The 25986-nt window shown below is 74.6% G+C and carries 25 protein-coding genes; 14 read left to right on the plus strand and 11 right to left on the minus strand.

Annotated elements, in window-relative coordinates; translation table 11 throughout:
- Positions 1-6: 6 nt before the first annotated feature.
- From IG69_RS0105385 to IG69_RS0105405, 5 genes are all read right to left on the minus strand, one after another.
- Positions 7-657: a DUF2510 domain-containing protein gene (locus IG69_RS0105385; RefSeq protein ID WP_030527150.1), complete on the minus strand. Its 651-nt coding sequence runs from the start codon at positions 655-657 to the stop codon at positions 7-9.
- Between the two features lie 48 nt (positions 658-705).
- Positions 706-1185 carry an OsmC family protein gene (locus tag IG69_RS0105390; RefSeq protein WP_245616085.1) on the minus strand — a complete coding sequence of 160 codons (480 nt, stop codon included), beginning with the start codon at positions 1183-1185 and terminating at the stop codon, positions 706-708.
- A gap of 92 nt (positions 1186-1277) precedes the next feature.
- On the minus strand, positions 1278-1667 hold the full coding sequence (locus IG69_RS0105395) for a DUF779 domain-containing protein (protein ID WP_030527152.1): 390 nt from the start codon (positions 1665-1667) through the stop codon (positions 1278-1280).
- Positions 1668-1671: 4 nt separating this feature from the next.
- Positions 1672-3195 (minus strand): acetaldehyde dehydrogenase ExaC, encoded by a 1524-nt coding sequence (gene exaC, locus IG69_RS0105400; RefSeq protein WP_030527153.1) that lies wholly within the window; start codon positions 3193-3195, stop codon positions 1672-1674.
- A gap of 457 nt (positions 3196-3652) precedes the next feature.
- A complete protein-coding gene (locus tag IG69_RS0105405; protein WP_051750250.1) occupies positions 3653-4882 on the minus strand; it encodes a GAF domain-containing protein in 1230 nt (409 codons plus the stop codon).
- A 115-nt stretch (positions 4883-4997) separates the two neighbouring features.
- Between IG69_RS0105405 and IG69_RS0105410 the strand changes: the two genes are divergently transcribed.
- The 4 genes from IG69_RS0105410 (at position 4998) to IG69_RS0105425 (ending at position 8401) form a co-directional block, all read left to right on the plus strand.
- Positions 4998-5288, plus strand: a complete 291-nt coding sequence (locus IG69_RS0105410; protein WP_030527155.1) for a GNAT family N-acetyltransferase — start codon at positions 4998-5000, stop codon at positions 5286-5288.
- Positions 5289-5499: 211 nt separating this feature from the next.
- Complete coding sequence (locus IG69_RS0105415; protein ID WP_051750251.1) at positions 5500-6642, plus strand: LolA-like protein; 1143 nt, start codon at positions 5500-5502, stop codon at positions 6640-6642.
- On the plus strand, positions 6639-7592 hold the full coding sequence (locus IG69_RS0105420) for an ABC transporter ATP-binding protein (RefSeq protein ID WP_030527157.1): 954 nt from the start codon (positions 6639-6641) through the stop codon (positions 7590-7592). The genes IG69_RS0105415 and IG69_RS0105420 overlap by 4 nt, the downstream gene beginning before the upstream one ends.
- A complete protein-coding gene (locus IG69_RS0105425) occupies positions 7589-8401 on the plus strand; it encodes an ABC transporter permease (protein WP_030527158.1) in 813 nt (270 codons plus the stop codon). Before IG69_RS0105420 ends, IG69_RS0105425 begins: the two co-directional genes overlap by 4 nt.
- Positions 8402-8407: 6 nt before the next feature.
- On the opposite strand, the gene IG69_RS0105430 is transcribed toward IG69_RS0105425, so the two are convergent.
- From IG69_RS0105430 to IG69_RS0105440, 3 genes are read right to left on the minus strand one after another with little or no spacing between them, the layout of a single operon-like run.
- A complete protein-coding gene (locus tag IG69_RS0105430; RefSeq protein WP_030527159.1) occupies positions 8408-9190 on the minus strand; it encodes a lipase family alpha/beta hydrolase in 783 nt (260 codons plus the stop codon).
- 52 nt (positions 9191-9242) lie between these two features.
- Positions 9243-10607 (minus strand): 6-phospho-beta-glucosidase, encoded by a 1365-nt coding sequence (locus IG69_RS0105435; RefSeq protein ID WP_030527160.1) that lies wholly within the window; start codon positions 10605-10607, stop codon positions 9243-9245.
- Positions 10604-11365, minus strand: a complete 762-nt coding sequence (locus tag IG69_RS0105440) for a DeoR/GlpR family DNA-binding transcription regulator (RefSeq protein WP_030527161.1) — start codon at positions 11363-11365, stop codon at positions 10604-10606. Before IG69_RS0105440 ends, IG69_RS0105435 begins: the two co-directional genes overlap by 4 nt.
- A 135-nt stretch (positions 11366-11500) precedes the next feature.
- Here IG69_RS0105440 and IG69_RS0105445 point away from each other — a divergent pair, with 135 nt between their 5' ends.
- The 8 genes from IG69_RS0105445 (at position 11501) to IG69_RS0105480 (ending at position 21258) form a co-directional block, all read left to right on the plus strand.
- The gene (locus IG69_RS0105445) at positions 11501-12655 is read left to right on the plus strand and encodes a PfkB family carbohydrate kinase (protein ID WP_051750252.1); all 1155 of its coding nucleotides are present in this window, start codon (positions 11501-11503) and stop codon (positions 12653-12655) included.
- Positions 12652-14016 carry an extracellular solute-binding protein gene (locus tag IG69_RS0105450; protein ID WP_030527163.1) on the plus strand — a complete coding sequence of 455 codons (1365 nt, stop codon included), beginning with the start codon at positions 12652-12654 and terminating at the stop codon, positions 14014-14016. The genes IG69_RS0105445 and IG69_RS0105450 overlap by 4 nt, the downstream gene beginning before the upstream one ends.
- Complete coding sequence (locus tag IG69_RS0105455; RefSeq protein ID WP_030527164.1) at positions 14013-14954, plus strand: carbohydrate ABC transporter permease; 942 nt, start codon at positions 14013-14015, stop codon at positions 14952-14954. The genes IG69_RS0105450 and IG69_RS0105455 overlap by 4 nt, the downstream gene beginning before the upstream one ends.
- A complete protein-coding gene (locus IG69_RS0105460) occupies positions 14954-15781 on the plus strand; it encodes a carbohydrate ABC transporter permease (RefSeq protein ID WP_030527165.1) in 828 nt (275 codons plus the stop codon). Before IG69_RS0105455 ends, IG69_RS0105460 begins: the two co-directional genes overlap by 1 nt.
- A 41-nt stretch (positions 15782-15822) precedes the next feature.
- Complete coding sequence (locus IG69_RS0105465) at positions 15823-18618, plus strand: sugar-binding protein (protein WP_051750253.1); 2796 nt, start codon at positions 15823-15825, stop codon at positions 18616-18618.
- A 304-nt stretch (positions 18619-18922) separates the two neighbouring features.
- A complete protein-coding gene (locus IG69_RS0105470) occupies positions 18923-20548 on the plus strand; it encodes an ABC-F family ATP-binding cassette domain-containing protein (protein WP_030527167.1) in 1626 nt (541 codons plus the stop codon).
- Between the two features lie 33 nt (positions 20549-20581).
- Complete coding sequence (locus IG69_RS21505; RefSeq protein ID WP_084696596.1) at positions 20582-20737, plus strand: DUF2256 domain-containing protein; 156 nt, start codon at positions 20582-20584, stop codon at positions 20735-20737.
- On the plus strand, positions 20734-21258 hold the full coding sequence (locus tag IG69_RS0105480; protein ID WP_030527168.1) for a metallophosphoesterase family protein: 525 nt from the start codon (positions 20734-20736) through the stop codon (positions 21256-21258). The genes IG69_RS21505 and IG69_RS0105480 overlap by 4 nt, the downstream gene beginning before the upstream one ends.
- Before the next feature lie 107 nt (positions 21259-21365).
- Here IG69_RS0105480 and IG69_RS0105485 read toward each other — a convergent pair whose 3' ends face one another.
- Positions 21366-21995, minus strand: a complete 630-nt coding sequence (locus IG69_RS0105485; protein WP_030527169.1) for a peroxiredoxin — start codon at positions 21993-21995, stop codon at positions 21366-21368.
- A 190-nt stretch (positions 21996-22185) separates the two neighbouring features.
- Between IG69_RS0105485 and IG69_RS0105490 the strand changes: the two genes are divergently transcribed.
- Together IG69_RS0105490 and IG69_RS0105495 are read left to right on the plus strand one after the other, a co-directional pair.
- Positions 22186-22716, plus strand: coding sequence for a GNAT family N-acetyltransferase (locus tag IG69_RS0105490; RefSeq protein WP_030527170.1), 531 nt, complete (start codon positions 22186-22188; stop codon positions 22714-22716).
- A 60-nt stretch (positions 22717-22776) separates the two neighbouring features.
- Positions 22777-23466 (plus strand): VOC family protein, encoded by a 690-nt coding sequence (locus tag IG69_RS0105495; protein WP_030527171.1) that lies wholly within the window; start codon positions 22777-22779, stop codon positions 23464-23466.
- Between the two features lie 40 nt (positions 23467-23506).
- Here the strand turns inward: IG69_RS0105495 and IG69_RS0105500 are convergent, their stop codons facing one another.
- Both IG69_RS0105500 and IG69_RS0105505 read right to left on the minus strand, forming a co-directional pair.
- The gene (locus IG69_RS0105500; protein WP_030527172.1) at positions 23507-24913 is read right to left on the minus strand and encodes an amino acid permease; all 1407 of its coding nucleotides are present in this window, start codon (positions 24911-24913) and stop codon (positions 23507-23509) included.
- A 57-nt stretch (positions 24914-24970) separates the two neighbouring features.
- A complete protein-coding gene (locus IG69_RS0105505; protein ID WP_030527173.1) occupies positions 24971-25942 on the minus strand; it encodes a helix-turn-helix transcriptional regulator in 972 nt (323 codons plus the stop codon).
- Between the last annotated feature and the right edge of the window lie 44 nt (positions 25943-25986).

Genomic DNA, 25986 nt, shown 5'->3' on the forward strand with positions numbered 1-25986 from the left:
CCGCCGTCAGAAGCGCGGCGTGACCGTGACGCGGGCGCCGTCGTCGGGGGCGTTGTCGACCATCGGGACGCAGGCGACCTCACCGGTGTCGGACCCCTCTGCAGGGCTCGCCGTGCACGTCGTGGACGCCCCGCTGTCGAAGTCCATCGAGAAGACGACCGGGAAGGCGTTGTCGCTGCCGAACGTGACCGTCATGCCCTCGACGTTCGCCCCGACGCCACCGAGGCTCCCGAGGGTCCAGCCGGGCTCGACCGTGGCCGGCCCCAGCTCGAACCCTTCGCCGACCGACACCTCGACCGGCTCGCCACCGCCGGGCAGCTCCGTCGGGAGGCCGGAGGGGAAGGCGCTGGAGGTCGGGAACGAGGTCCGGACGTCCTCGACGACGCGGTTCGCGGTGCGCGCGAGGAAGATCCCCCCGACGACGAGCGCGACGACCACGAGCACGACGACGACGACCGCGGCGACGAGGCAGCCCTTGGCGCCGCTGCTCATCCCCTGTTTCGGCGGCGGCCACTGGCCCTGGGGCGCGCCCGGGGTGCCGTAGGGCGCCGGAGCGGCGGGGGCCACCGGGTCCCGGAAGTGGTCGGTCCACTGCTGGCCGTCCCACCAGCGGTCGCGGCCGTCGGGCTGCGGGTGCCATCCGGGGGGTGCGCTCATCCTGATGTCCTCCTCGTGCGGCGGGGGGGTCGCCGTGCTGGGGACAGGCTATGCCCGGCGGACCACGACGGTCGGTGCCTCCCGGAGGCTCGCACCGACGACGCAGTACCGCTCCGTCGAGGTCGCCAGCCGCTCGAGCGCGGCGTCGTCGGCGTCCGTCGCGACGGTGAAGGTGAGGGTGACGGGGCCGATGCCGACCGGCACCTCGCGGTCGAGGCCGAGGGTGCCGCGGGCGTCGAACGAGCTCTCGGCGACCCCGTGGACCTCACCGAGCGCCAGGGTCATCGCGGTCGCGACGCTGCGCAGGGTCACCCCGGCACAGGCGAGCAGCGCCTCGAGGAGCATGTCGCCGCTGCACGCGTCGGAGCCGTCGCCGCCGGTCGCGCGGTGCAGCCCGGCCCGCACCGGTCCCGCGAACCCGTCGACGGTGCAGGTGACGCCCTCGTCCCGGAAGTCGGCGGTGGCGTGCAGCGGTGTGTGCGCGGAGGACGGGTCGGCGGCGTAGCGCTCGCGGAGCGGAGCCTGCATCTGGCGGAGGGTGGCGCGGTCCATCCCCCCAGCCAAGCACGCCCGGACCGGCCACGGGACCGCCCGGCCGGACGGTCCCGCGGCCCTGCCGGTCAGTCGTCGTCGAGGTCGTGCAGCTCGTCGACGGTGAGCATCCGGGAGCGGATGACGAAGCGGACGCCCTCGGGCGCCTCGAGCGAGAAGCCGGCGCCGCGGCCGGGTACGACGTCGATCGTCAGGTGCGTGTAGCGCCAGTACTCGAACTGCGCCCGCGAGATCCACACGGGGACAGCCCGGTCCAGACCGACGTCGAGCGTCCCGAGGTGGACGTCGGCGTCGCCGATGATGAGGTCGCCGTCGGGGTAGCACATCGGGGCCGACCCGTCGCAGCAACCGCCGGACTGGTGGAACATCAGCGGGCCGTGCGTCGCGGTGAGGCGGCGGAGGAGCTCCGCCGCCCCACCCGTGACGTCGACCCGGCTCGCGGTGGCCGGGACGCTCATCGGCTCAGAAGAAGCCGAGCGCGTCGGGGCTGTAGCTGACGAGGAGGTTCTTCGTCTGCTGGTAGTGCTCGAGCATCATCTTGTGGGTCTCGCGCCCGATGCCCGACTGCTTGTAGCCGCCGAACGCCGCGTGCGCGGGGTACGCGTGGTAGTTGTTCGTCCACACGCGGCCGGCCTGGATCTCGCGGCCGGCCCGGTAGGCCTGCGACCCGTCACGGCTCCACACGCCGGCGCCGAGGCCGTAGAGGGTGTCGTTGGCGATCTTCAGCGCGTCGGCCTCGTCCTCGAAGCGGGTGACCGACACGACCGGCCCGAAGATCTCCTCCTGGAAGATGCGCATCGAGTTCTCGCCCTCGAAGACCGTCGGCTGGACGTAGTAGCCGCCCGACAGCTCGCCACCGAGGTCGGCCCGCGCGCCGCCGATGAGGACCTTCGCGCCCTCCTGCTTGCCGATGTCGATGTAGGACAGGATCTTCTCGAGCTGGTCGTTGCTCGCCTGCGCGCCGATCATCGTGTCGGTGTCGAGCGGGTTGCCCTGGACGATCTTCCCGACGCGGTCGACGGCGTCCTGGAGGAACTCGTCGTAGATCGAGGACTGGATGAGCGCGCGGCTCGGGCAGGTGCAGACCTCGCCCTGGTTGAGCGCGAAGAGCGCGAAGCCCTCGAGGGCCTTGTCGTAGAACGAGTCCCGCTGCGCGGAGACGTTCTCGAAGAAGATGTTCGGGCTCTTGCCGCCGAGCTCGAGCGTGACCGGGATGAGGTTCTGGCTCGCGTACTGCATGATCAGGCGGCCGGTCGTCGTCTCGCCGGTGAAGGCGACCTTGGCGATGCGCGGGCTCGACGCCAGCGGCTTGCCGGCCTCGACGCCGAAGCCGTTGACGACGTTGAGGACGCCGTCGGGCAGCAGGTCGCCGACGAGCTCGACCAGCTTGAGGATCGACCACGGGGTCTGCTCCGCCGGCTTGAGGACGACACAGTTGCCGGCCGCGAGCGCGGGGGCGAGCTTCCAGACGGCCATGAGGATCGGGAAGTTCCAGGGGATGATCTGCGCGACGACGCCGAGCGGCTCGTGGATGTGGTACGCCACGGTGTACTCGTCGATCTCGCCGATCGAACCCTCCTGTGCGCGAACGGCGCCCGCGAAGTAGCGGAAGTGGTCGATCGCGAGGGGGATGTCGGCGGCGAGGGTCTCGCGGACCGGCTTGCCGTTGTCCCAGGTCTCGGCGACGGCGAGGTCCTCGAGGTGGGCCTCCATCCGGTCGGCGATCTTGAGGAGGATGTTGGAGCGCTCGGTCGCGCTCGCGCGGCCCCAGGCGGCGGAGGCGCCGTGCGCGGCGTCGAGCGCCAGCTCGATGTCCTCGGCGGTGCCGCGGGCGATCTCGGTGAACGCCTGGCCCGTCACGGGGGTGATGTTCTCGAAGTAGTTGCCCTTGACCGGCGGCACCCACTGGCCCCCGATGTAGTTCTCGTAGCGGCCCTTGACCTCGATGCTGCTGCCGTCGCGGCCCGGCGGGGTGTACGTCGTCATTGACTCGATCTCCTTCGATCGTGGGGTGCCCGGTGCGGGATGGGGAGGACCGTAGGCAGCGCGACGTTGCAACCACGCTGCAGCGCGGCCCCGGCACCGCGGGCCCACCCCGGCACCGCGGGCCCACCTGGGCACCGCGGGCCCACCTCGGCACCACGGGCCCACCTCGACCTCGCCCCCACCGCCTTCACCGCGCCCCGCCGCCCCCACATCACCCTGCCGCCCCGACCTCGCCCCGCCGCCCTGCCACAGCACCTCGGCACGTCGGAACCACCCCGGCACGGCGAGACCATCCCGGCACGGCGAGCTCGCCCCGGCACGGCGAGGTCGCCCCGGCACCGTGCTGCACCCCGGTTCGTCCGCGAGACCCCGGCTCCGAGGTCGTGTCTCGTGGACATTTCGGGGTGACCCCGAAAAGGGGAGGCGGGTGGGGCGGGTGGGGACGGGGGGTGGCGGGTCAGGCGTCGTCGCGCAGGAGGCGCGCGACCTCGGCCTCGGCGACGGGGCGCAGCGGGGAGGCCGCCGGCAGCGTGTCGAGCTGGCGCTCCCACATCTCGAGGTCACCGGCGCCCCAGCGCGAGCGGGTCCACCCGACCATGAGGTCGGCCTCGCCGGAGGCGAGCACGGCGGCGCGCACCCGCGCCTCGAGCACCTCGCGCAGATCGACGACCGCCGGCGCCTCCGACCCCGGCAGCAGCGGGCCCTTGTACGCCCGCAGCGCGTCGCGCACCCGCCCGGCCGCGAGGTGCGCGAGCACGCCGGACCAGTCCGTCTCGGTCTCGGCCTGCACGCGGTAGGGCCGCGAGAGCATCACCTCCGGTCCGAGCAGCGTCCGCAGCCGGGTCATCTCGGCGCGCAACGTCGACGAGGTCACCCGCCCCGGGTACACCTCGGTCTCGAGCTGCTCGGCCGACAGGCCGCGCGGGTTCTCGGTCAGCGCGACGACGATCTCGCTGTGCCGGCGGCTGAGCCGGTGCGTGCGCCCGTCGACCTCGACGACGGCCTCCGGCAGACCCAGGCCGCGCACCCGCACGACCCCCGGCCCGAGCCCGGCGCCGGGATGCTCCCCGCCCCCGAGCAGCGTCCCGGTCAGCGCGAGCCGGCCGAGCTCGGACTCCGCCATCCGCGCCGCGGCCCGGATCATCGCGAGGCTCTGCGGGGAGGCGACGTCGGGTCCCCCCGTGATGTCGACGACGCCGAGCACCGCGCTCGTCGTCGGGTCGTGGATGGGCGCCGCCGCGCACGACCAGGGGTGGACGAGCCGGTTGAAGTGCTCCCCGGCGCGCACGACGGCGGGACCGTCGAGGTGCAGGGCCATCCCCGGGGCGTTGGTGCCGGCGGAGTGCTCGTTCCACGCCGAGCCCTCGACGAAGTTGATGTCCTCCGCGCGCCGCAGCACGTGCCGGGCCCCGGCGACCCAGAGCAGGTGGCCGCTCGCGTCACCGACCGCCATCAGTGCGTCGCAGTCGACCGCCGCGCGCCCGAGGACGTCGTAGAGCAGCGGGAAGACGTGCGAGAGGGCGTGCGCGGTGCGGTAGTCGGCGAGGTCACCGCCGTCGAGGACGACCGGGGGCAGGTGCCCCTCGGGGTCCACGCCCGCGGCGGACGAACGCAGCCAGGACTCCGCGACGACCGACCGGACCCCGTCGGGGCCACCGGCGCCGCGCCGGGCCGTCCTGCTCGACACCCTCGCAGTACACCCCGGCGACGCGCTGCGGGCAACGGGCCGTTCGGACAGTGGCCGCGCACCGGCGCGTCGTCCGGCCCGGAGGTGCGAGCATGGGCGCAGGAGGTGGTGCGGCGTGGCCGACGTCGAGGTGAGCAGGAACGAGCACGCGTGGGTGGCCCGGGTCGACGGGCAGGTCGCCGGCGAGCTCGTGTGGCGCGAGAGCCGTGACGGCTCGGCGGTCGTCCTCGTCCACACGGGCGTCGGCGAGGCGTTCGAGGGGCAGGGCGTCGGGGGCGCGCTCGTGCGCACCGCGCTCGACGAGCTCGCCGCGGAGGGCCGCGCCGTCCGGCCGGACTGCCCGTTCGCGGCGGAGTGGCTGCGCCGCCACCCCGACCACCCGGTCACGGTGCAGCAGCGCACCTGACCGACCCGGCCGGCCGCCGCGGCGCGTGCACGGGTCCGGCCTCTCCTCGTGGCGACCTGCGCGGGTCCGCGTGCGGTCGCACCCGGACCTGCGCAGGTCGCGCGGAGAAGGCGGTGCGAGAAGCGGTGCCGGGGCGGGCACGGTTGGACGGCGCCGGTGGACGGACGATCGGACACGTTGTCCCCGGCCGGTTCCCGGGTGAGGATGCCGTATGGGCACCGTCGTCAGTCGTGACGCGCGGCGGCGGTGGGCGGCCGTCGTCGCCGCGACCGGCGTGCTCGTCGGGATGCTCGCCGCGGTGCCCGTCCTCCGGTCGACCGTGGCGGTCGGGGCGGCGACGACGACCCCGGCGGAGGTGCGGCAGCGGGCCCTGGCGTCGGCCTCGGTCGCCTACACCGCCGTCGGCGAGAGCCGCGGCGGGCTGGCCCTGCCGGACGTCGGCGGCTTCGGCGACCTCGCGACGCTCCTCGGCGGGACGACCCGCACCCGCATCTGGTGGGACGGCCCGCGGCGCTGGCGGGTCGACACCGTCGACGCGGCCGGTGAGCGCGACACCTACGGCCTCGCCACCTCGACGACGACGTGGGACTACGGCAGCCGGCGGCTCGCCACCGTCACCGGCGACCCGTCGGTCCGCCTGCCCCGGGCCGACGACCTCGTCGCACCGAGCGCGGGCCGCCGCCTGCTGTCCGCCGTCGGACCCGACGACCGCCTGTCCGCCCTGCCCCCACAGCGCATCGACGGACGCACCACGGACGGCCTGCGCGTCGTCCCCGCCTCGGCCCGCAGCACCCTCGCCCGCGCCGACGTCTGGGTCGACCGCGAGACCGGCCTGCCGCTGCGCGTCGTCGTCACCGCGCGCGGCGGGGCCGACGCCCTCGTCAGCGAGGTGAGCGGGGTGCGCACCGGACGGCCCCCCGCCGACGTCCTCGACCCGCCGTCGCCGCCGACCGCGCGACGCTCCCTGGACTCCGCCCCCGACCTGGTCGCCCGGGTGGCGCAGCGCTCCCCGTGGGACCTGCCGGACGAGCTCGCCGGCCTCCCGGCGTCGACGCAGGTCCTCGACGGCGCGAGCACCTACGGCACGGGACTGACCCGCGTCCTCGTGCTGCCGCTGCCCGGCCGCGTGGCGCGCGAGGTCGTCGGCAACGCGACGCGCGCCGGCTCGGTCGAGGAGGAGCTGCCCGGTGGCTCCGTCGTCCGCATCGGCTCGAGCCTGCTCAACGTCGAGCTCGTCCGCGGCGAGGACCGCTTCCACGCCTACGTCGTGGCCGGGCTCGTCGAACCCGCGCTGCTCGACGAGGTCGCCACCGCCCCGCTCGCCTCACCACCCCCGTTCCGGGAGGACCAGTGACCGACCCCAGCCCCGACACCCCCGCCGTCGCCACGCGGGGCCTTACGAAGCGCTTCGGGCGGGTCACGGCCGTCGACGGCCTCGACCTGCTCGTGCGGCCGGGCGACCGGTACGGCTTCCTCGGGCCCAACGGCTCGGGCAAGACGACGACCGTGCGGATGCTCCTCGGCCTCGTCCACGCGACGAGCGGCGAGGCCGAGGTCCTCGGCCACCCGGTGCCCCGGCAGGCCGCCGCCGCCCTCGCGCAGGTCGGCGCCCTCGTCGAGGGTCCGGCGGCCTACCCGCACCTGTCGGCCCGGGCCAACCTGCGCCTCCTCGACGCCGCCGGCCCCCGTGACGTCGGCGACCCCCTCGCCGCCGAGGTCGGCTCCCGACGCAGCCGGCGGCGGCGCATCGAGTCGGTCCTCGAGGAGGTCGGCCTCGCCGACGTCGGCCGCAAGCCGGTCCGCGCCTACTCCCTCGGGATGCGCCAGCGCCTCGGGCTGGCCGCCGCCCTCCTGCGGGGGCCGCGGCTGCTCGTCCTCGACGAGCCGACGAACGGCCTCGACCCGCGCGGCATCGCCGAGGTGCGCGACCTCCTGCTGCGCCTCAACGAGGGCGGCACGACGGTGTTCCTCTCCAGCCACCTGCTCGCCGAGGTCGAGCTGTTCTGCACGAGGGTCGGTGTGCTGCACCGCGGCCGGCTCGTCGCCCAGGACGACCTCGACGCCCTGCGGGGTCCGACGGGCCGCACGGTCGTCGACGTCGACGACGTGGAGGCCGCGGCGCGGGCGCTCGGGGTGCCCCCACCGGACCGGCGACGCACCGGGGAGCCCGCCGGCCGTCTGGTCCTCGAGGGGTCGAGCGTCGCCGAGGCGACGTCGCGGCTCGTGCGGGCCGACGTCGCCGTCCTCGAGGCCGCCCCCGAGCGACGCACGCTCGAGGGGTCGGTGCTGGAGCTGACCTCGTGATCCGGGTCGAGCTGCGCAAGCTGGTCTCGCGTCCTCGCACCTGGGTGAGCATCGGGCTGCTCTGCCTCCTGCCCGTCGTCGTCGCGGTCTTCCTGGCGGTCACCGGGATCGCGCCCCGGCCGGGCCAGGGGCCGACCCTGCTCGCCGCCGTCCTCGGCAACGGCGCGCTCTACCCGGCGGCGGCGCTCGGCATCGTCCTGCCGTTCTTCCTGCCGATCGCCGTCGCGGTGCAGGCGGGCGAGGCGGTCGCGGGCGAGGCGTCGACCGGGACGCTGCGCTACCTCCTCGTCCGGCCGGTGGGCCGCACCCGGCTCCTCGCGGCCAAGCTCGTGTCGGTCGTCGCGTACACGCTGCTGGCCGTCGTCGCCGTGGCGGTCGTCGGGTACGTCACGGGCATCTCGCTGCTGGGCAACTCGGGGCAGCTGACGACGACCACGCTCTCCGGCACCGCCCTCACCCCGACCGACCTCGCGTGGCGCACCGGCGTCATGGTGCTCTCGATCGGCTGGTCGATGGTCGGGCTCGCGGCCATCTCGCTCTTCCTCTCGACGCTCACCGACTCCTCGCTCGGCGCGGCCCTCGGCGGGCTGGCCGCCCTCGTGAGCAGCACCGTCCTCGTGACGCTCGACGCCGCGGGCTCGGTCCGCGACTACCTGCCGACCCGGTACTGGCTGGCGTGGGTCGACCTGTTCCGCGACCCCATCCCGTGGCACGACCTCCAGGTCGGCGCGCTCGTGCAGGCCGGGTACGTGCTCGTCTTCCTCGGCGCGGCGTGGGCCAACTTCACGACCCGCGACGTCACGAGCTGAGCCGCGTCAGCCGCCGAGCGCCCCGGCGCCGGCCCCCCGCAGGGCCGCGCAGTCCGCGCTCGTGGGCGGGGCGTCCGGGGCGGTGCGGCCGAGCGAGCGCAGGACGACGCCCACCGCGAGCGGGTCGCCGGGCAGCCCGCCGTGGGTCACCCGCGCGTCCGCGCAGACCGCCTGCAGCTCGACGTCCTCCGCGCCCGCGAGGACGGCCGAGTCCGGCGGGGTGACGGTCTCGTCGTCGCGGGTCCAGATGCTCGTCCAGCGGGCGCTGCCGGGGGTCTCGGGCAGGCCGGCGAGCAGGTCGCTGCCCTCGGCGAGCTGGCGGCAGGCCGTGGGGCAGGCCCCGCCGAGCAGGGCGCCGAGGTCGGCGACGGTCGTGCCGTGGTGCGGCGACCCGAGCGTGACGACGCGTCGGGCCACCCCGGCGCCCTCGCCGGCCACCCACACGCGCGCGACGACACCCCCGGCCGAGTAGCCGACGACGTCGACGGACGCGGCGCCCTCGGCGAGCGCGGCGTCGGCGGCCCGACCGACCGCGGCCGCCTGGGCCGCGAGGTCACCGGTGCCGTCCCCGACCTCGACGACGCGCGGGTCGCGACCCGCTGTGCGCAGGGCGGTGACGAGCGGGGCGAGCGATGCGGTGCTGCCGCCGTACCCGGGGACGAGCAGCACCGGGCCGGCGGCGGTGTCGGCCGGGTCCGACGCCAGCCGGGGGACGAGCACGAGCGCGAGCACGCCGAGGACGACGACGGCGAGCGCCCCCGCGAGGAACGCCCGGCGGCGCGGGCTCATCGTCGGTCTCCCACCCGGCCGATGCTACGAGGCGGGTGGCCCGGACCCGGCCTCAGCGACCGCGCGCGAAGACGGCGTCGACCGCGGGGATGCGCGACCGGTAGCCGGCGAGCAGCTCGCGGGCGACGGTGACGGAGTCGACGAGGGGGTGCAGGGCGAAGGCCTGCACCGCGTCGCGCTCGGAGCCGGTGCGGGCCGCCGCGATGACGAGCCGCTCGACGGCCTTGACCTGCTCGACGAGCCCGAGCGCGTGCCCGGTGAGCGGCGGCAGCGGGTGCGGCCGGGGGCCGGAGGCGTCGACGGTGCAGGGGACCTCGACGACCGCGTCGTCCGGCAGGCCCGGGACCGTGCCCCGGCTGCGCACGTTGAGGATGAGCTCGGCCGGCTCGCCGCGGGAGATCGCCGCCATGATGGCGAGCGCGACCCCCTCGTAGCCGCCGCCCTGGACGTCGGCCTCGTCGCGCTCCTCGTCCTCGCCGCGCGCCTCCTGCATGTAGGTGGCGTTGCGCTCCATCCGCACGCGGTCCCACTCGGCGAGCGCACCGGACCCGCCCGGGCCGCTGGGCCCTCCGGAGCGCAGCGACGCGTAGAAGCCCTGCTGCTGGTCCAGCAGGTACTCGCCGCGGGTCTGCGGCGCCGCCGTGATCGAGCGGACCGCGTCGCGGGTGAAGTAGTAGTAGTAGAGGTACTCGTTGGGCACGACCCCGAGCGTGCGGACCCAGTCCAGCCCGAAGAGCTGCCCCTCCTCCATCGAGGCGAGCGCGGCGTCGTCGGCGAGGAGGTCGGGCAGGACGTCGCGTCCGTCGAAGTGCAGGCCGCGCAGCCAGCCGAGGTGGTTGAGCCCGACGTAGTCGACGGTCGTGCGGGCCGGGTCGATGCCGAGCGTCGCAGCGGCCCGGCGCGCGAGCCCGATCGGGCTGTCGCAGATGCCGACCACGCGGTCGTGCAGCACCGACTGCATCGCCTCGGTGATCATCCCGGCCGGGTTCGTGAAGTTGATGACCCACGCGTCGGGGGCGACCGCGGCGACGCGCTCGGCGACGTGCAGCGCGACGGGGACGGTCCGCAGCCCGTAGGCGAGGCCGCCGGGGCCGGTGGTCTCCTGGCCGAGCAGCCCGAGGTCGAGGGCGACGCGCTCGTCGGCCGTGCGACCCTCGAGGCCCCCGACCCGGATGGCCGAGAAGACGAAGTCGCTGCCCTCGAGCGCGGTGTCGAGGTCGGTGCTCGTGTGGACGCGGGGGGCGTCGGGGTCGCCGTCGGCCATCTCGGCGAGCACCCGCCCGATGGCGGCCAGCCGCTCCTCGTCGACGTCGTGCAGCCACACCTCGTCGACCCGTCGCTCGTGCCGGTCGCGCAGCAGGGCGCCGTAGACGAGCGGGGTCCGGAAGCCCCCACCGCCGAGCATCGCGAGCTTCATGCGAGCACCACCTCCGTGCCGGCGGCCCGACAGGCCGCCAGGGTCGCGGGGTCGGCCCCCTCGTTGGTCAGGACGAGGTCGACGGCGCCGGCCTCGCAGACGCGCAGCGAGCCGGTGCCGGGCATCTTGTGCCGGTCGACGAGGAGCACCGAGGTGTCACCGGCCTGCAGCAGGGCGCGCTTGACCGGCACCTCGACCGCGGTCGTGTCGAGCACGGTGCCGTCGGCCCGGACGCCGCTGGCGCCGAGGAACACGTACGAGCCCTGCACCTGGCGCAGCGCGTCCTCGGTGAGCGACCCGACGAGCGAGTGGTAGGTCCGGCGGACGATGCCGCCGAGGAGGATGAGCTCGACGGCGTCGTCGTCGCGCAGGACGTCGAGGACGGCGAGGCTCGCGGTGACGACCGTGACGTGCCGGCCGCGCAGCTCGCGGGCGAGCAACATCGTCGTCGTCCCGATGTCGAGGACGACCGAGTCGCCGTCGGCGACCATCGCGGCGGCCCGCCGGGCGACGGCCGCCTTGTCCGCGGCGTCGGTGGCCGCGACCTCGGCGAAGCCGCGCAGCGCGTCGGCGTCGGCGACGTTCGTCGGGACGGCGCCGCCGTGCACCCGACGCAGGGAGCCGAGCCGCTCGAGCTCGATGAGGTCGCGCCGCACCGTGGCGACGGACACCCCGCACAGCTCGGCGAGCTCCTCGGTCGAGGCGACCCCGCGCGCGCGGAGGCGACCGACGATGGATCGCTGCCGGGCCGCTCGCATGCCGTCACTGTACCGATCAGATTTCGTCACGTCATGATCACGGATGAAGAATTGTGTGCACCGACTGCTTGTCCGACCCCGTCGTCGGGTGCATGCTTGGCCCTTCGACCGCCCCGCTGACCCGAGGAGCCCGCCGTGCCGTCCCCGGCCTTCGACCCGCTCGCCGTGCAGCGGGCCGACGACGCCCCGCAGATCGACGTCCTCGTCTGGGGCACGGTCTTCCTCGACATCATCATGACCGGCCTCGAGGCGCTGCCCGACGGCGGCCAGGAGGTCTGGGCCACGGGGATGGGCTCGTGCCCCGGCGGCATCGCGAACCTCGCCGTCGCCGCGCGGCGGCTCGGCCTCAACACCTCGCTCGCCGCCGCGTTCGGCGACGACGCCTACGGCGACTTCTGCTGGGAGACCCTCGCCGACGAGGAGGGCGTCGACCTCTCCCGCTCGCGCCGCTTCGAGGGCTGGCACTCCCCGGTCACCGTCTCGATGGCCGTCGCCCGCGACCGCGGGATGGTCAGCCACGGCCACCCGCCGCCCCTCGACGCGACCGCGCTCATCGGCGAGCCACCGCGCAGCCGCGCCGTCATGGCCGAGCTCGCACCCGACCGGCTGCTCGTCGACGCCGACGAGCCGACGTGGGTCGAGAAGGCCCGGGCGCAGGGCGCGCTCGTGTTCGCCGACGTCGGCTGGGACCCCAGCGGCACGTGGCCGCGCACGGTGCTCGACCAGCTCGGCACGTGCGACGCGTTCCTGCCCAACGCCGTCGAGGCGATGGCCTACACCCGCACCCGCACCCCGAGCGAGGCGCTCTACGCGCTCGCCGACCTCGTGCCGCTCGCCGTCGTCACCAACGGCGAGGAGGGCGCGCTGGCCATCGACTCGCGCACCGGGGAGGAGGCGGTCGTCCCCGCGCTGCGCGTCGACGCCCTCGACCCCACCGGCGCCGGTGACGTCTTCGGGGCCGCCGTCGTCCTCGGGACCCTCGCGGAGTGGCCTCTCCAGCAGCGCATCTCGTTCGCCGCGCTGTGCTCGGCACTCGCCGTGCAGCACTTCGGCGGCTCGCTCGCCGCCCCCGGCTGGGGCGACATCGCCGACTGGTGGCACCACCTGCGCGACGGTGAGGCCACCGACAGCTACCACCGCTCGGTCCGCCGCCGGTACGCGTTCCTCGACGACCTCGTCCAGGACGTCCCCGTCGGCGCCGGGCGCCGCGCCACCGCCACCATCGCCCGCCACGTCGACGTCGAGGGATACCCCCGCGGCACCGTCATCCACCGAGGAGCACCCGCATGAGGAGACGACCCACCACCCGCCTGATCGCCGTCGGCGCCCTGGGCGCCCTGGCCCTCACCGCCTGCACCCCCGGGTCGGGCAGCGACGGCACGGGGTCCAGCGCCGCCCCGACCGGGACGGTCAACACCGACCCCGCGTCGCTCGGCCAGGTCACCCTGACCGTCTGGGACCAGGAGGTCCGCGGCGGCCAGGCCGCGCAGATCGAGGAGCTCAACAAGGAGTTCCAGGCGAAGTACCCGAACATCACGCTCAAGCGCGTCTCGCGCTCGTTCGACGACCTCAAGACCACCCTCGGCCTGGCCCTCTCGGGCAACGACGCCCCGGACGTCTTCCAGGCCAACAACGGGCGCCCGGACATGGGCAAGTTCGTCCAGGCCGGGCAGCTCCTGCCGCTCGACCGCTACGCCGACGCCTACGGCTGGACCGACCGCTACCCCGAGTCGGTCCGCAAGTACTCGAGCTACTCGCCCGACGGCAAGACCTTCGGCACCGGCAACCTCTACGGCCTGCCGCAGGTCGGCGAGGTCGTCGGCGTCTACGCGGACAAGGCCGTCCTCGCGAAGGCCGGTCTCTCCGAGGTCCCGACGGACTGGGCCGGCTTCGAGGCGAGCCTCCAGAAGGTCAAGGACGCCGGCGAGCAGCCGCTCGTCCTCGGCAACCTCGACAAGTGGCCCGCCATCCACGTCTTCGGCACCGTCCAGGCGCAGACCACGCCGGCCGACCAGATCCGCACCCTCGGCTTCGGCCAGTCCGGCGGCAGCTGGACCACCGCCGAGAACACGAAGGCCGCGCAGACGCTCGTCGACTGGGTCGACAAGGGCTACTTCTCCAAGGACGTCAACGGCCTCGGCTACGACCCCGCCTGGCAGCAGTTCAGCAAGGGCACCGGCGCCTACCTCATCGCCGGCACCTGGCTGCAGGCCGACCTCGGCAAGGCGATGGGCGACGACGTCACCTTCGTCCTGCCGCCGAAGGCCCAGCAGGCGCCCGTCGCCACCGGCGGCACGGGCATCCCGTGGGCAGTCTCGAGCAAGACGAAGAACCCCGACGCCGCCGCGGCCTACATCGACTTCATCACGAACAAGGACGCGATGGGCGTCCTCGCGAAGACCGAGAACCTGCCGGTCGCCGACACCGCCGACCAGAAGGCGCCGAGCGCGATCGGGCAGGACGTGTTCACCGCCTTCGGCACCGCCGTCGACGACGACTCGCTCGTCCCGTACCTCGACTACGCGACGCCGACGATGTCCGACACCCTCGGCGCGGCCCTGCAGGACCTCCTCGCGAAGAAGGCCACGCCCGAGCAGTTCCTCGAGACGGTGCAGAAGGACTACGGCGACTTCGTCGCCCAGAACGGATGAGCGACACCGCGACCGCGGCACCCAGCCGCGCCCGCACCCCCGAGGGGACCCGCCGCCGACGCCGCGGCGGGCCCCCCGGGGAGCCGCGCGCCGTCGGCTGGCTCTACGTCCTGCCGGCGCTCCTCGTCTACGCGGCCTTCCTCCTCTACCCGCTCCTGCGCGCCGTCCAGATCTCGCTCTACGACTGGAACGGCAACACGCTGGCGACCTGGGCGGGCCTCGACAACTACGTCGAGGTCGTCGGCGACCCGGCCCTGCGCGCGTCCTTCGGGCACGCCCTCGTCCTCATCGCGTTCTACGCGCTGCTGCCGCTCGTCGTCGGCCTCGTGCTCGCCGCCGTCCTCGGGCGCGCCAAGGTCCGCGGCCTCGCCTTCTTCCGCACCGTCGTCTTCCTGCCGCAGGTCGTCGCGATGGTCGTCATCGCCGTGGCCTGGCGCCGGATGTACGCGCCCGACGGCAGCATCAACGACCTGCTGTCGGCGATCGGTCTCGACGCCCTGACCCGCGGCTGGCTCGGCGACTACACCGCCGCGCTGCCGGCGGTCGGCCTCATCGGCACGTGGTTCGAGATCGGCCTCGTCACCGTGCTGCTGCTCGCAGGGATGGGCAAGATCCCCACCGAGCTCTACGAGGCCGCCCGGCTGGACGGCGCCGGCGCGGTGCGTGAGTTCTTCGTCGTCACGCTGCCGGCGCTGCGCGGCGAGATCGCGGTCGCCCTGACGCTCACCGTGATCGCGGCGCTGCGCACCTTCGACCTCGTCTACGTGACGACCCGAGGCGGGCCCGGCACGAGCACCTCGGTGCCGTCGTACGAGGTCTACAACCGCGCCTTCCAGCAGGGGCGTGTCGGGTCGGCCGCCGCCATCGCCGTCGTGCTGACGGTCATCATCTTCGCGATCTCGTTCGGCATCACCCGGATCGCGGAGCGGGACCGCTGATGCGCGTCTCCCGCGCCGAGCGCGCCACCAACTACGTCATCCTCGCGGCCTTCGCCGTCTTCGCGCTGTGGCCGATCCTCGGGGTCGTCGTCGCGGCCCTCGGGCCGGACGACGCCGCGGGCGGCACCGTGGGCGCCGGCGTCCTCGGCCTGCACCCCGAGAACTTCGTGACCGCCTGGAACCAGGGCCGGTTCGGCAGCTACCTGCGCACCAGCCTCCTCGTCTCGAGCACGGTCGTCGTCGTCAGCGTCGTCTTCTCGCTCCTCGCCGGCTACGCCCTCGGCACGATGCGCTTCCGCGGGGCGACGGTGCTGTTCTACGTCTTCCTCGTCGGCATCATGATGCCGAGCGAGGCCGTGCTCGTGCCGCTGTACTACGACCTGCGCGCGCTCGGGCTCACCGACACCATCTGGGCGCTGCTGCTGCCGCAGGTCGCGCAGTCCGTGGCGTTCGGCACCTTCTGGATGCGGGCCTGGTTCCGCTCCGCGAACCGGTCCGTCGTCGAGGCCGCCCGGCTCGACGGCGCCTCGACGTGGCGCATCCTCTGGCAGGTGCTCGTGCCGCTCGCCCGGCCGGCGGTCGTCACGCTCACCGTGCTCACCTTCATGTGGACGTGGAACGAGTTCCTCGTCCCCCTCGTCATGGTCGTCTCCGAGTCGCTGCGCACCGCGCCGCTCGGGCTGGCGTTCTTCCAGGGGCAGTACACGCAGGGCTTCACCCTCCTCGCGGCCGGTGCCTGCATCGTCGCGACCCCGGTGGTCGTGCTCTACCTGTTCCTGCAGCGCCACTTCATCGCCGGGATGCTCGAAGGAGCAGTCCGGGAGTAGGGCAGGGGATTCCGCACCACCGACAGGGATTGGGGTCAACGATGACCACGCACGTCAGCAGACCACGCGCGTCCGCGCGGAGGGTGGCGACGCTCGCCACCACCGTCGCGCTCGCGCTCACCGGGGCGGGGGCCGCCGCGGCGACCACGTCCGGTGACCACCACGGCGGAGGACACTCCTCGCGCCCGCCGACCTCGACGACGTCCGCCGGGAAGCCGGTCGACCTCGGGGCGCTGTTCATCGGCGCGCACCCCGACGACGAGGCCGGCTCGCTGTCGGCCTACGGGCAGTGGGGTCACGACAACCACCTGCGCACCGGCGTCGTCACCGTGACGCGCGGCGAGGGCGGCGGCAACGCGGTCGGCCCCGAGGAGGGCCCGCCGCTCGGCCTCCTGCGCGAGAAGGAGGAGCGCTCGGCCGTCGGTCGGGCGGGTATCACCGACATCTTCAACCTCGACGAGGTCGACTTCTACTACACCGTCAGCGACCCGCTGACCCAGGAGGTCTGGGACCACGACGAGGTCCTCGGCAAGGTCGTCCGGGTCATCCGCGAGACCCGCCCCGAGATCCTCTTCACGATGGACCCCGCGCCGTCTCCCGGCAACCACGGCAACCACCAGGAGGCCGCGCGCCTCGCGACCGAGGCCTTCGCGGCCGCGGGCGACCCGACGCGCTACCCGGAGCAGATCCGCACGGAGGGCCTGCGGCCGTTCTCGCCCGACAAGCTGATGATGCGCGGGTCGGCCACCGCCCCGACCGGTGAGCAGTGCATGGCGCAGCTCGCCCCGAAGGACCCGACCCAGACGGTCTACGGCGTGTGGGCCGGCGCCACCTCGCCGGACGGCCGCACCTGGGCCGCCGTCGAGCGCGACGCGCAGCGCCAGTACGCCTCCCAGGGCTGGGCCGGCTTCCCCGACGTGCCGACCGACCCGACGAAGATCGGCTGCGACGTCTTCCGCCAGGTCGACTCGCGCGTGCCGTTCGCCGAGCCGGGCACCGCTGCGGCGCAGCGCTCCTGGTCGGCGCTCGCCGGGTCCAAGGTGCACGCACCGGGCACCGTCCCGCTGGGCACCGGCCTGCGCGTCGACACCGACCGCTTCGGCGTCCTGCCCGGCCGGTCGTTCGAGGCGACGGTCTCCGTCACGGCGCCCCGTCGCGCCCTGCCGGGTGCCTCCGTCCGGCTCGACCTGCCCGACGGCTGGACCGCGACCGGCCGACGTGACCTCGGCACCGTGAAGCCCGGGCGCACCATCACCCGCACGTTCACGGTCACCCCGGCGGCCGACGCCGACGCCGGCCAGCGGGCGCGCGTCGCCGCCCGCCTCTCGACGAAGGTCGGGTCCGGCTACTCGGACCGCGTCGTCGAGGTCGTCCCGACCGTCTCGGCGCGCCAGCAGCTGCTGCCCCAGGTCGCCGACTTCGAGCGGTGGGCCCCGGCGACGGCCGACGAGCCCCAGCTGAGCGGCACCGTCACGCCGGTCCTGCCCATCGCCTCCGGCAAGAGCCGTGAGGTGCGGGTCGACCTGCACAACAACGGCACCCGCCCGGATGCCGGCACGGTGGCCCTCGAGCTGCCCGACGGCTTCTCCGCCGAGCCGGCGAGCGCCGACTACGGGCCGCTGGCGGCCGGGGCGGACGGCAGCGTGACGTTCACCGTCACCAACACCGACGCCTCCCTCCCGACCTCCAACCAGGGCGGCACCCCCGGCGCCGCGGCGGGTGACTACGCCTACCGGATCGTCACGACCACCCGGGCGGGCACCTCGACGGCCGGTGGCGCCCTCGAGATCGTCCCGACCACGACGATCGAGGAGGCCTCCGCCGCACCGGTGGTCGACGGCACCGAGTCGCCGGGCGAGTACCCCGGTGAGGCCATCGACATCTCCCGCCTCTGGGAGGGGACGGCCTGCTCCTCGGCCGCCGACTGCTCGGCCACGGCGAAGGTCGCCTGGCACGAGGACACGCTCAACGTCCTCGTGCACGTGACCGACGACGTGCTCGGCACCCGGCTCGACACCGCGGACTGCAAGCGGCACTGGCGCACCGACTCGGTCGAGATCGCGATCGACCCGCGGGGCGACAGCGAGAACACCTCGACGACGTTCAAGGCAGCCGTCCTCCCCGCCACGGCGGAGGGTCCGGCGTGCGGCCTGCGCGACGCCGACAACCACCAGGGCCCGGCGGCCGAGACCGCTCCCGGCATGAAGGTGGCGTCGACGGTGGACGAGCCGTACGACGGCTACACCGTCGAGGTGTCCATCCCGATGTCGGAGCTCCCCGGCGCGGTCGACCCCGAGCACCTCGGGCTCGACCTGTTCGTCTACGACTCCGACACCCAGGACAAGACCGGCCAGACCCGCATCGGCTGGTCGACCTGGGGCGGCGTGCAGGGCGACCCGTACCGCTGGGGCGTCGCGACGCTGCCGGGCTACACCCCGCCGGCTGACCGTCCGACCGAGGCGCCGGAGCCGGTGATCCCGCGCACGGCGTTGTCGTCGCTCGACAGCCCGCCGTCGCTCGAGCAGGCGGTGCGCAACGACGTGCCGCTGGCCGGTGGCCCCGCGAGCGCGCCGCAGCGCGCCGGATGGGTCGAGCGCGTCTCGACCTCGAAGGACACCGCGTGGGTCCGCCTGCACGCCAACGCCGCCGGGACGGCGCACGTCTACGTCGTCGACGGCAAGGGCACCATCGGGTCCCGCACCGTCACGATCGGCGGCGCCACCGAGCGCGGCATCACGGTCGACCTCGACCGGCGGGGCGGGAGCAACACCCGCGTCTACGTCGGCTGGCTCGACCGGGCCGGCGGCACGTTGGCGTCGGTGGCCGGCCCCCGCTGACCCCCGCCCCATCGGAGTCGAGTGCGGACGTGGTTGCTCCGGCGACCACTTCCGCACTCGACACCGGTGAGAGCCCGCCACCCGCACCACCCATCGCGGGCTACACCGCAGTAAGTGTCGCCACAGCAGCAACTACTGCGGTGTAGCCCGCACCGGCGTGCGCGGGGGCTCCGGGGACGAAAGTGGTTGCGGCCAGACCGCTTCACCGGGGTACCGTGGTCGGACCATGAAGCACTGACCCACGCCCTGCTCGCGCCCGAGGCACCGCCCGGCGAGCACGCAAGCACCACCGCGTGGAGTCCCCGTGCCAGCATCCTCCCCCCTCGTCGTCCGCGACCTGTCCTACGCCGTCGACGGCCGCCTCGTCCTCGACGGCGTCTCGCTCACCGTCCCGCCCGGCCACCGCGTCGGGCTCGTCGGCGAGAACGGCTCCGGCAAGTCGACGCTCCTCGCCTGCCTCGCCGGCCGGCTCGCCCCGACGTCGGGGTCGGCGGGCGTCCCCGACGACCTCGGGTACCTCCCGCAGGACTCCGGGCTCGACCCGTCCGCGACCGTCGGCGCCGTGCTGCGCGCGGCCCTCGCGCCGCTGCACCGGCTCGCCGCCGACGTCGAGCGGCTCGCCACCGACCTCGCCACGCGGCCGGACGACGCCACGACCTCGGCGGCCTACGACCACGCCCTGGCCCGGGCCGTCGCGCGCGACGCGTGGGACGCCGACCGCCGGGCCGAGGTGGCGGCGCACGCGCTCGGGCTGGAGCGCATCCCCCACGACCGGCTCGTCGCGCGGACGAGCGGCGGCGAGCGCACCCGCCTCGCCCTCGCGGCGCTCCTCGTGCGCCGCCCGGACGCATTGCTCCTCGACGAGCCGACCAACCACCTCGACGACGCCGCGCTCGAGTTCCTCGAGTCCGAGCTGTCGTCGATGCCGGGAGCCGTGCTCGTCGCGAGCCACGACCGGGTGCTGCTCGAGCGGGCCTGCACCGGGGTCGTCGACCTCGACCCGCGCCACCGCGGCACGGACGGTGTCGGCGGGGCGTCCTGGACCGGCTCCTTCGCCGACTACCGGGCGGCGAAGGCGGCCGCCCGCCGGCGCTGGGAGGAGCAGTGGCTCGAGGAGCGCGAGCTCGTCGCGGACCTGCGCGAGCGGGCCGTCACCCGCGAGGGCGGCGTCGCCCACGGCCGGGGCCCGACCGACAACGACAAGTTCATCCACGCGTTCAAGGGCTCGCGCGTGCAGACCGCCGCCCGCCGCCGGGCCAAGGACGCCGAGCGGCGCCTCGAGCGCATCGTCGCCGACCCCGTGCCGCGTCCCCCGGCGCGGCTGAGGCTGGACGTCGACCTGGGCCGCGGGGGCGCGCCGTCCTCGGGCGTGCGGGTCCGCGACCTCCACGTGCCCGGACGCCTCCGGCTCGCGCGGCTCGACGTCGCGGCCGGCGAGCACCTGCTCGTCACCGGGCCCAACGGCTGCGGCAAGTCCACGCTGCTGCGCGCCCTCGAGGACGCCCCGCGGCACCGCGGCGTCGACGTCGGCGGCCGGGTGGCGCGCCTCGCGCAGGACACCGTCTTCGACGACCCGCGGCGCAGCCCCCAGCAGCTCGTCGCCGCGCAGCAGGGCCTCGACGAGGACGACGCGCGGGCCGCGCTCCTGCCGCTCGGGCTCGTCCACCCGCGCGACGCCGCCCGCCCGGTCGGCGACCTCAGCCTCGGCCAGCAGCGACGGCTCGCCCTCGCCCTCGTCGTCCTGGACCGCCCGGACGTCCTCCTCCTCGACGAGCCGACGAACCACCTGTCGCTCACCCTCGTCGACGAGCTCGAGGAGGCCGTCGACGCGTCGCCGGCGACGGTGCTCGTCGCCTCGCACGACCGCTGGCTGCGGCGTCGATGGACCGCACGCGAGCTGCCGCTGCCCGCACGCGGCGACGTACGGTGAGGCGATGAGCCGCCGCCACGACCAGGACGCCCGATGGCGCGGATGACCCGCAAGGCCGACCTGCCCACCAAGGTCTGCGCGACGTGCGGCCGGCCGTTCGCCTGGCGCAAGAAGTGGGCCCGCGACTGGGACGAGGTGCGCTATTGCTCGGAGGCCTGCCGCCGCAACCGCCCGAAGGACGAGGCATGAGCCGCGAGCCCGGCACGCGGGTGCTGCTCATGAGCGACACCCACCTGCCCAAGCGGGCCAAGGACCTGCCGGCGCCGCTCTGGGACGCCGTCGAGGCGGCGGACCTCGTCGTGCACGCCGGCGACTGGGTCGACGAGGCGACGCTCGACGCCCTCGAGGCCCGCAGCGCCCGGCTGCTCGCCTGCTGGGGCAACAACGACGGCCCCGGCCTGCGGGCGCGGTTGCCCGAGGTCGCCCGCGCGACCATCGAGGGCGTGCGCGTCGCCGTCGTCCACGAGACCGGCCAGAAGCAGCGCCGCGAGGAGCGGATGCGCGTCACGTACCCGGACGTCGACCTGCTCGTGTTCGGGCACAGCCACATCCCGTGGGACACCGCGCAGGACGGCCTGCGGCTGCTCAACCCCGGCTCGCCGACCGACCGCCGGCGCCAGCCGGACTTCACGTGGATGACCCTGCGCCTGGCCGACGGCGGCATCCACGACGTGGAGCTCCACCGCCTCCCCCCGCACACCCCCGCCTGACCCCGGCGCCTCAACATTTCGGGGTCACCCCGAAATGTCCACGAGACCCCGGCTCGGAGCCGGGGTCTCGTGGACGTTCGCGTGTCTCGGGCCGGACGGCCGCCGGCTCAGGCCGGGGCGTCGGCGAAGCGCAGGTAGGGCTTGACCTCGTCGACGTTCTCGAAGCGCTCGCGGGCGTCGTCGGTCGAGATCGTCGGGGCGACGATGACGCGGTCGCCCGGCTGCCACTCGGCCGGCGTCGAGACCGGGGCGGCGTCCGTCTGCTGGAGCGCGTCGAGGGCCCGGAGGATCTCGGTGAAGTTGCGCCCCACCGACTTCGGGTAGGTGATGGTCAGGCGCACCTTGTTGCCGGGGTCGACGAGGAAGACCGACCGCACGGTCGAGGTGTCACCCTCGCCGGGGTGGATCATGTCGTAGGCCTGCGCGACGGCGCGGTCCTGGTCGGCGATGATCGGGAAGTCGACCGCGACCCCGCCGACCTCGGCGATGTCCGGCACCCAGCGGCCGTGGTCCTCGACCGAGTCGACGGACACGGCGATCGGCTTGGCGTTGCGCGCGGCGAACTCCCCGGCGAGCGCCGCGGTCCGGCCGAGCTCGGTCGTGCAGACGGGCGTGAAGTCGGCCGGGTGGCTGAACAGCACGGCCCAAGCGCCGTCCTTCCACGCGTGGAAGCTGATCGGGCCGGCCGTCGAGTCGGCAGTGAAGTCGGGGGCGGTGTCGCCGAGGTGGAGGGACATCGATAACTCCTCGTTTGAAGATGGCTGACCACATGTTATCGATGGACCCCGCCGGTCGTCTCAGGTTGCCCGCACTCCGGACGCGCGAGGCCGGCAGATCGGACGCCGGGGTTGCTGCCGGACGACCCGGCGGCTGCGGGGACATCCGGCACGCGCCCGGCGCCGGCGCCTCGTCGCTAGGGTCGGCGCCGTGCGCACCCTCACCTCGGAGCGGCTCGTGCTGCGGCCCTGGGAGCCCGCCGACGCCGACTTCCTCCTCGACCTCGAGGGCCGTTGGGAGGTCGTCCGGCACCTCGGCGCGGCCCCGTCGACGATGACCTCGCGCGACGAGGCGCTGGCGTCGATCCACCGGCGGCGGGCCATCAGCGCGCACCACGTGCACGGCGTCTGGCTCGTCGCCGACCACGACGGGCGCCGGCTCGGCAACCTCCTCCTCAAGCCCGTGCCCCTGAGCACGGACGAACAGGCGGACCGGCCTCCGGAGGTCGAGGTCGGCTGGCACCTGCACCCCGACGCCTGGGGCCACGGCTACGCCACCGAGGCGGCACGGATGGTCCTCGACGACGCCTTCGCCCGGGGGCTGACCCGCGTCGTCGCCGTCGTCCACCCCGAGAACACCGCCTCGACGGCCGTGTGCCGGCGCCTGGGGATGCGCCACCTCGGCCCGAGCACCAGGTACATGGACGCCACGCTCGAGGTGTTCGAGCTCGTCGCTCCCTGACCCGGAGCCGCCGTCCCGGGGGCTGTCGTCCACGGCCCATCGGGGCTAGGGTCGCCCGCCATGGACATGCTCGGGGGAGACGACATCGCGGCGGCCGCGCTCGACGACTGGCGCCGGCTGGCCCAGGGGCTGCACGCCCGCTACCGCGTCGACGACTTCGGGGCGGCCGCCCGCTTCGTCGCCGCCGTCGCCGAGGCGGGGGACGAGGTCGGCCACCACCCGCGCGTGGCGATCGCCCCGGGCGTCGTCGACCTCAAGCTGAGCACCGAGGACGCCGTCTACCGCGAGGACGACGGCACCGAGCACGTCGTCGAGTGGATGACGCAGCAGGACGTCGACCTCGCCCGTCGCATCACCGAGGTCGCCGCTGCGCAGGGCCTCGACCCCGACCCGGCCGCCGTCAGCGTGCTCGAGCTCGGCCTCGACACCCCCGACTCCGCGCGCGTCGCCCCGGTCTGGGCCGCGCTGCTCACCGGCGACCCCGCGAGCCGCGGCCGGGGCACGCCCGGCGACGAGGTGCGGGACGCCGCCCAGCGCATCCCCAACCTCTGGTTCGACGACCCCGCCGAGGAGCGCGCCGGGCAGCGCGTCCACGTCGAGGTCTACGTCGCCCCCGAGGCCGCCGGCCCGCGCATCGCCGCCGCCGTCGCCGCGGGCGCGACGGTCGTCGACGACAGCCAGGCTCCCCGGCTGGTCGTCCTCGCCGACCCGGACGGCAACCGCGGCGTCGTCTGCGCGCCCGGCGCCTGAGCCGAGCGCGCGGCGCCGACCGGCACCCCGGCGAACGGCCTCAGGCGCGGGCGGCCGGCTCGTCCTCGACGACCTCGCGCGCGTCCCCCGCGCGCCGCTGCCGGTAGACCCCGAGCGCGACGATGACCGCCGCCGACACGACCGAGAAGGCGATGGCCTGCTGCTGGCCGGGGTCGAAGGCCATGAGGCCGATGACGACGACGATGAACCCGATGACGACCATGGTCAGGCCGGGGAAGAGCCACATCCGCACCGGCGGCACCTCGTGCGACGCCCGCATCCGCCGGCCGAGGACGAGCTGGCTGACCGCGATCGACAGGTAGACGAACAGCGCGATGGCGCCCGACGTCGCGAGCAGGTAGCCGAAGATCTTGTCCGGCAGGACGTAGTTGCCGACGACCGCGAGGAAGCCGAGCACCATCGAGAGCAGGATGGCGACGACCGGCACGCCGCGGGCGTTGACCCGGCCGATGGCCTTCGGCGCGTCACCACGGGCCGCGAGCGAGAAGACCATCCGCGAGGCGGTGTAGAGCGCCGAGTTGAGGCAGGACGCGACGGCGGTGAGGACGACGACGTCCATGATGACCGGCGCTCCCGGGATGCCGATCGCCTCGAGCACCGTCTGGTACGAGCCGTTCTCGAGCCGGTTGTAGGGCACCAGCGAGACGATGACCGCGATCGAGCCGATGTAGAAGATGAAGATCCGCCAGATGACCGAGTTGACGGCCTTGGTGATCCCCTTGGCCGGGTCGGGCGACTCCGCCGCGGCGATCGTGACGATCTCGGTGCCCATGAACGAGAACATCGTCGTGAGCATCGCGGCGATGATGGCGCCCCCGCCGCCGGCGAAGAAGCCGTCGGGCTCCCAGAGCCGAGAGACGCCGCTGACCTCCGAGGTCGGCAGCAGGCCGAGGATGGCGAGCACGCCGAGCGCGATGAAGGCGATGATCGCGACGACCTTGACGAGCGCGAACCAGAACTCGAACTCGCCGTAGTTGCCGACCGACACGAGGTTGGTCCCGGTGAGCAGGATGGTCACGAGCAGCGCCCAGATCCACTGGTCGAGGCCGACCATCCGGCTGAGGATGTCCGCCGCCGCCGTCGCCTCGACGGGGATGACGAGCACCCAGAACCACCAGTAGAGCCACCCGACCGAGAAGCCCGCCCAGCGGCCGAGCGCGCGCTGGGAGTAGACCGAGAACGAGCCGGTGTCGGGGTTGGCCGTCGCCATCTCGCCGAGCATCCGCATGACGAGGACGACGAGGCTGCCGGCGAGGGCGTACGAGACGAGCACGGCGGGGCCGGCCTGCTCGATCGCGTTGGCGGAGCCGACGAACAGGCCGGCGCCGATCACCCCCGCGATCGAGATCATCGTGATGTGGCGGGGCTTGAGGCTCGTCCCGAGCTGGCTCTGGCCGCTCTGCGAGGTCTGGTCGGGCGTGGTCACCCGGACGTTCCTACCGCACGCCGGGGTGGCCCGCGCGCCGGAGGGTCCGGGCTTCTCTCAGGTCGTCGACGGGGCCGGCTCGGCGACCGCAGCGGCGAGCCGATCGGCCAGGGCGGCGACGGCCGCCCGCAGCTCCGGACCGGCGACGACCGTGAACGGCACCTGCAGCTGGGCGAGGTCGCTCGCGTACCCCGGCAGGTTGCTCGTCGTGCCGACCAGCCGCGTCCGGCCGGGGCCGTCGGCCTCCAGCCGCCCGAGCGTGCGCGGCACGTGGTCGAGACGCTCCGGGGGAAGGTCGATGACGACCTCGGTCGCGTGCTCCCATCCCGCGCCGAGGTGCTCCTCGAGGGAGGCGACGGGATCGAGGTCGTCCGGCACGCGAAAGGTGCTGTCCAGCAGGTCGACCCGATGGACACGGTCGACCCGGTAGGTCCGCACCGACGCCGAGCGCAGCGACCGGCAGAGCAGGTACCACCGCCCGTGCCGCACGACGACGGCCCACGGCTCGACGTCGGTCGTGAACTCGCGGCCGTTCTCGGAGCGGTAGTGCACGGTGACGCACCGGGTCTCGCTGCGCGCCCGCACGAGCGCGACGGTGGTCGCCGGGTCGGGCCGCGCGGCGCCGCGGTCGGGGGCCGCGGCGGTGGTGCGCCGCACGACGTCGGCCTGGTCGGCGACGTGCTGCGGCATCGCCCGCAGGAGCTTCGCCACCGCCACCCCGACGGGGTCGGTCGGGTCGGCCGCGGCGTGGTGGCCGTCGAGCACGGCCATGACGAGCCCGAGCGCCTCGGCGCTGCTGAAGACCAGCGGCGGCAGCCGCGTGCCCCGGCCGAGCCGGTAGCCGCCGGCGGGCCCCCGCGTCGACTCCACCGGCACCTCGGCGTCGCGCAGGATGCCCACGTAGCGCCGGACCGCCCTCGCGGACACCCCGAGTCGCTCGGCGAGCCGCTCGGCGGTGATGCCCGGCTCGTCCTGGATCGCCTCCATCGTGATGAGGGCGCGGGCGGCCGGGCTGGTGTCGGGGCGCACGCCGCCATCCTCAACCGGACGCCGACCGTCCGCAACCGCCCCTA

Source organism: Phycicoccus jejuensis, assembly GCF_000720925.1.
Classification (GTDB): Bacteria; Actinomycetota; Actinomycetes; order Actinomycetales; family Dermatophilaceae; genus Phycicoccus; species Phycicoccus jejuensis.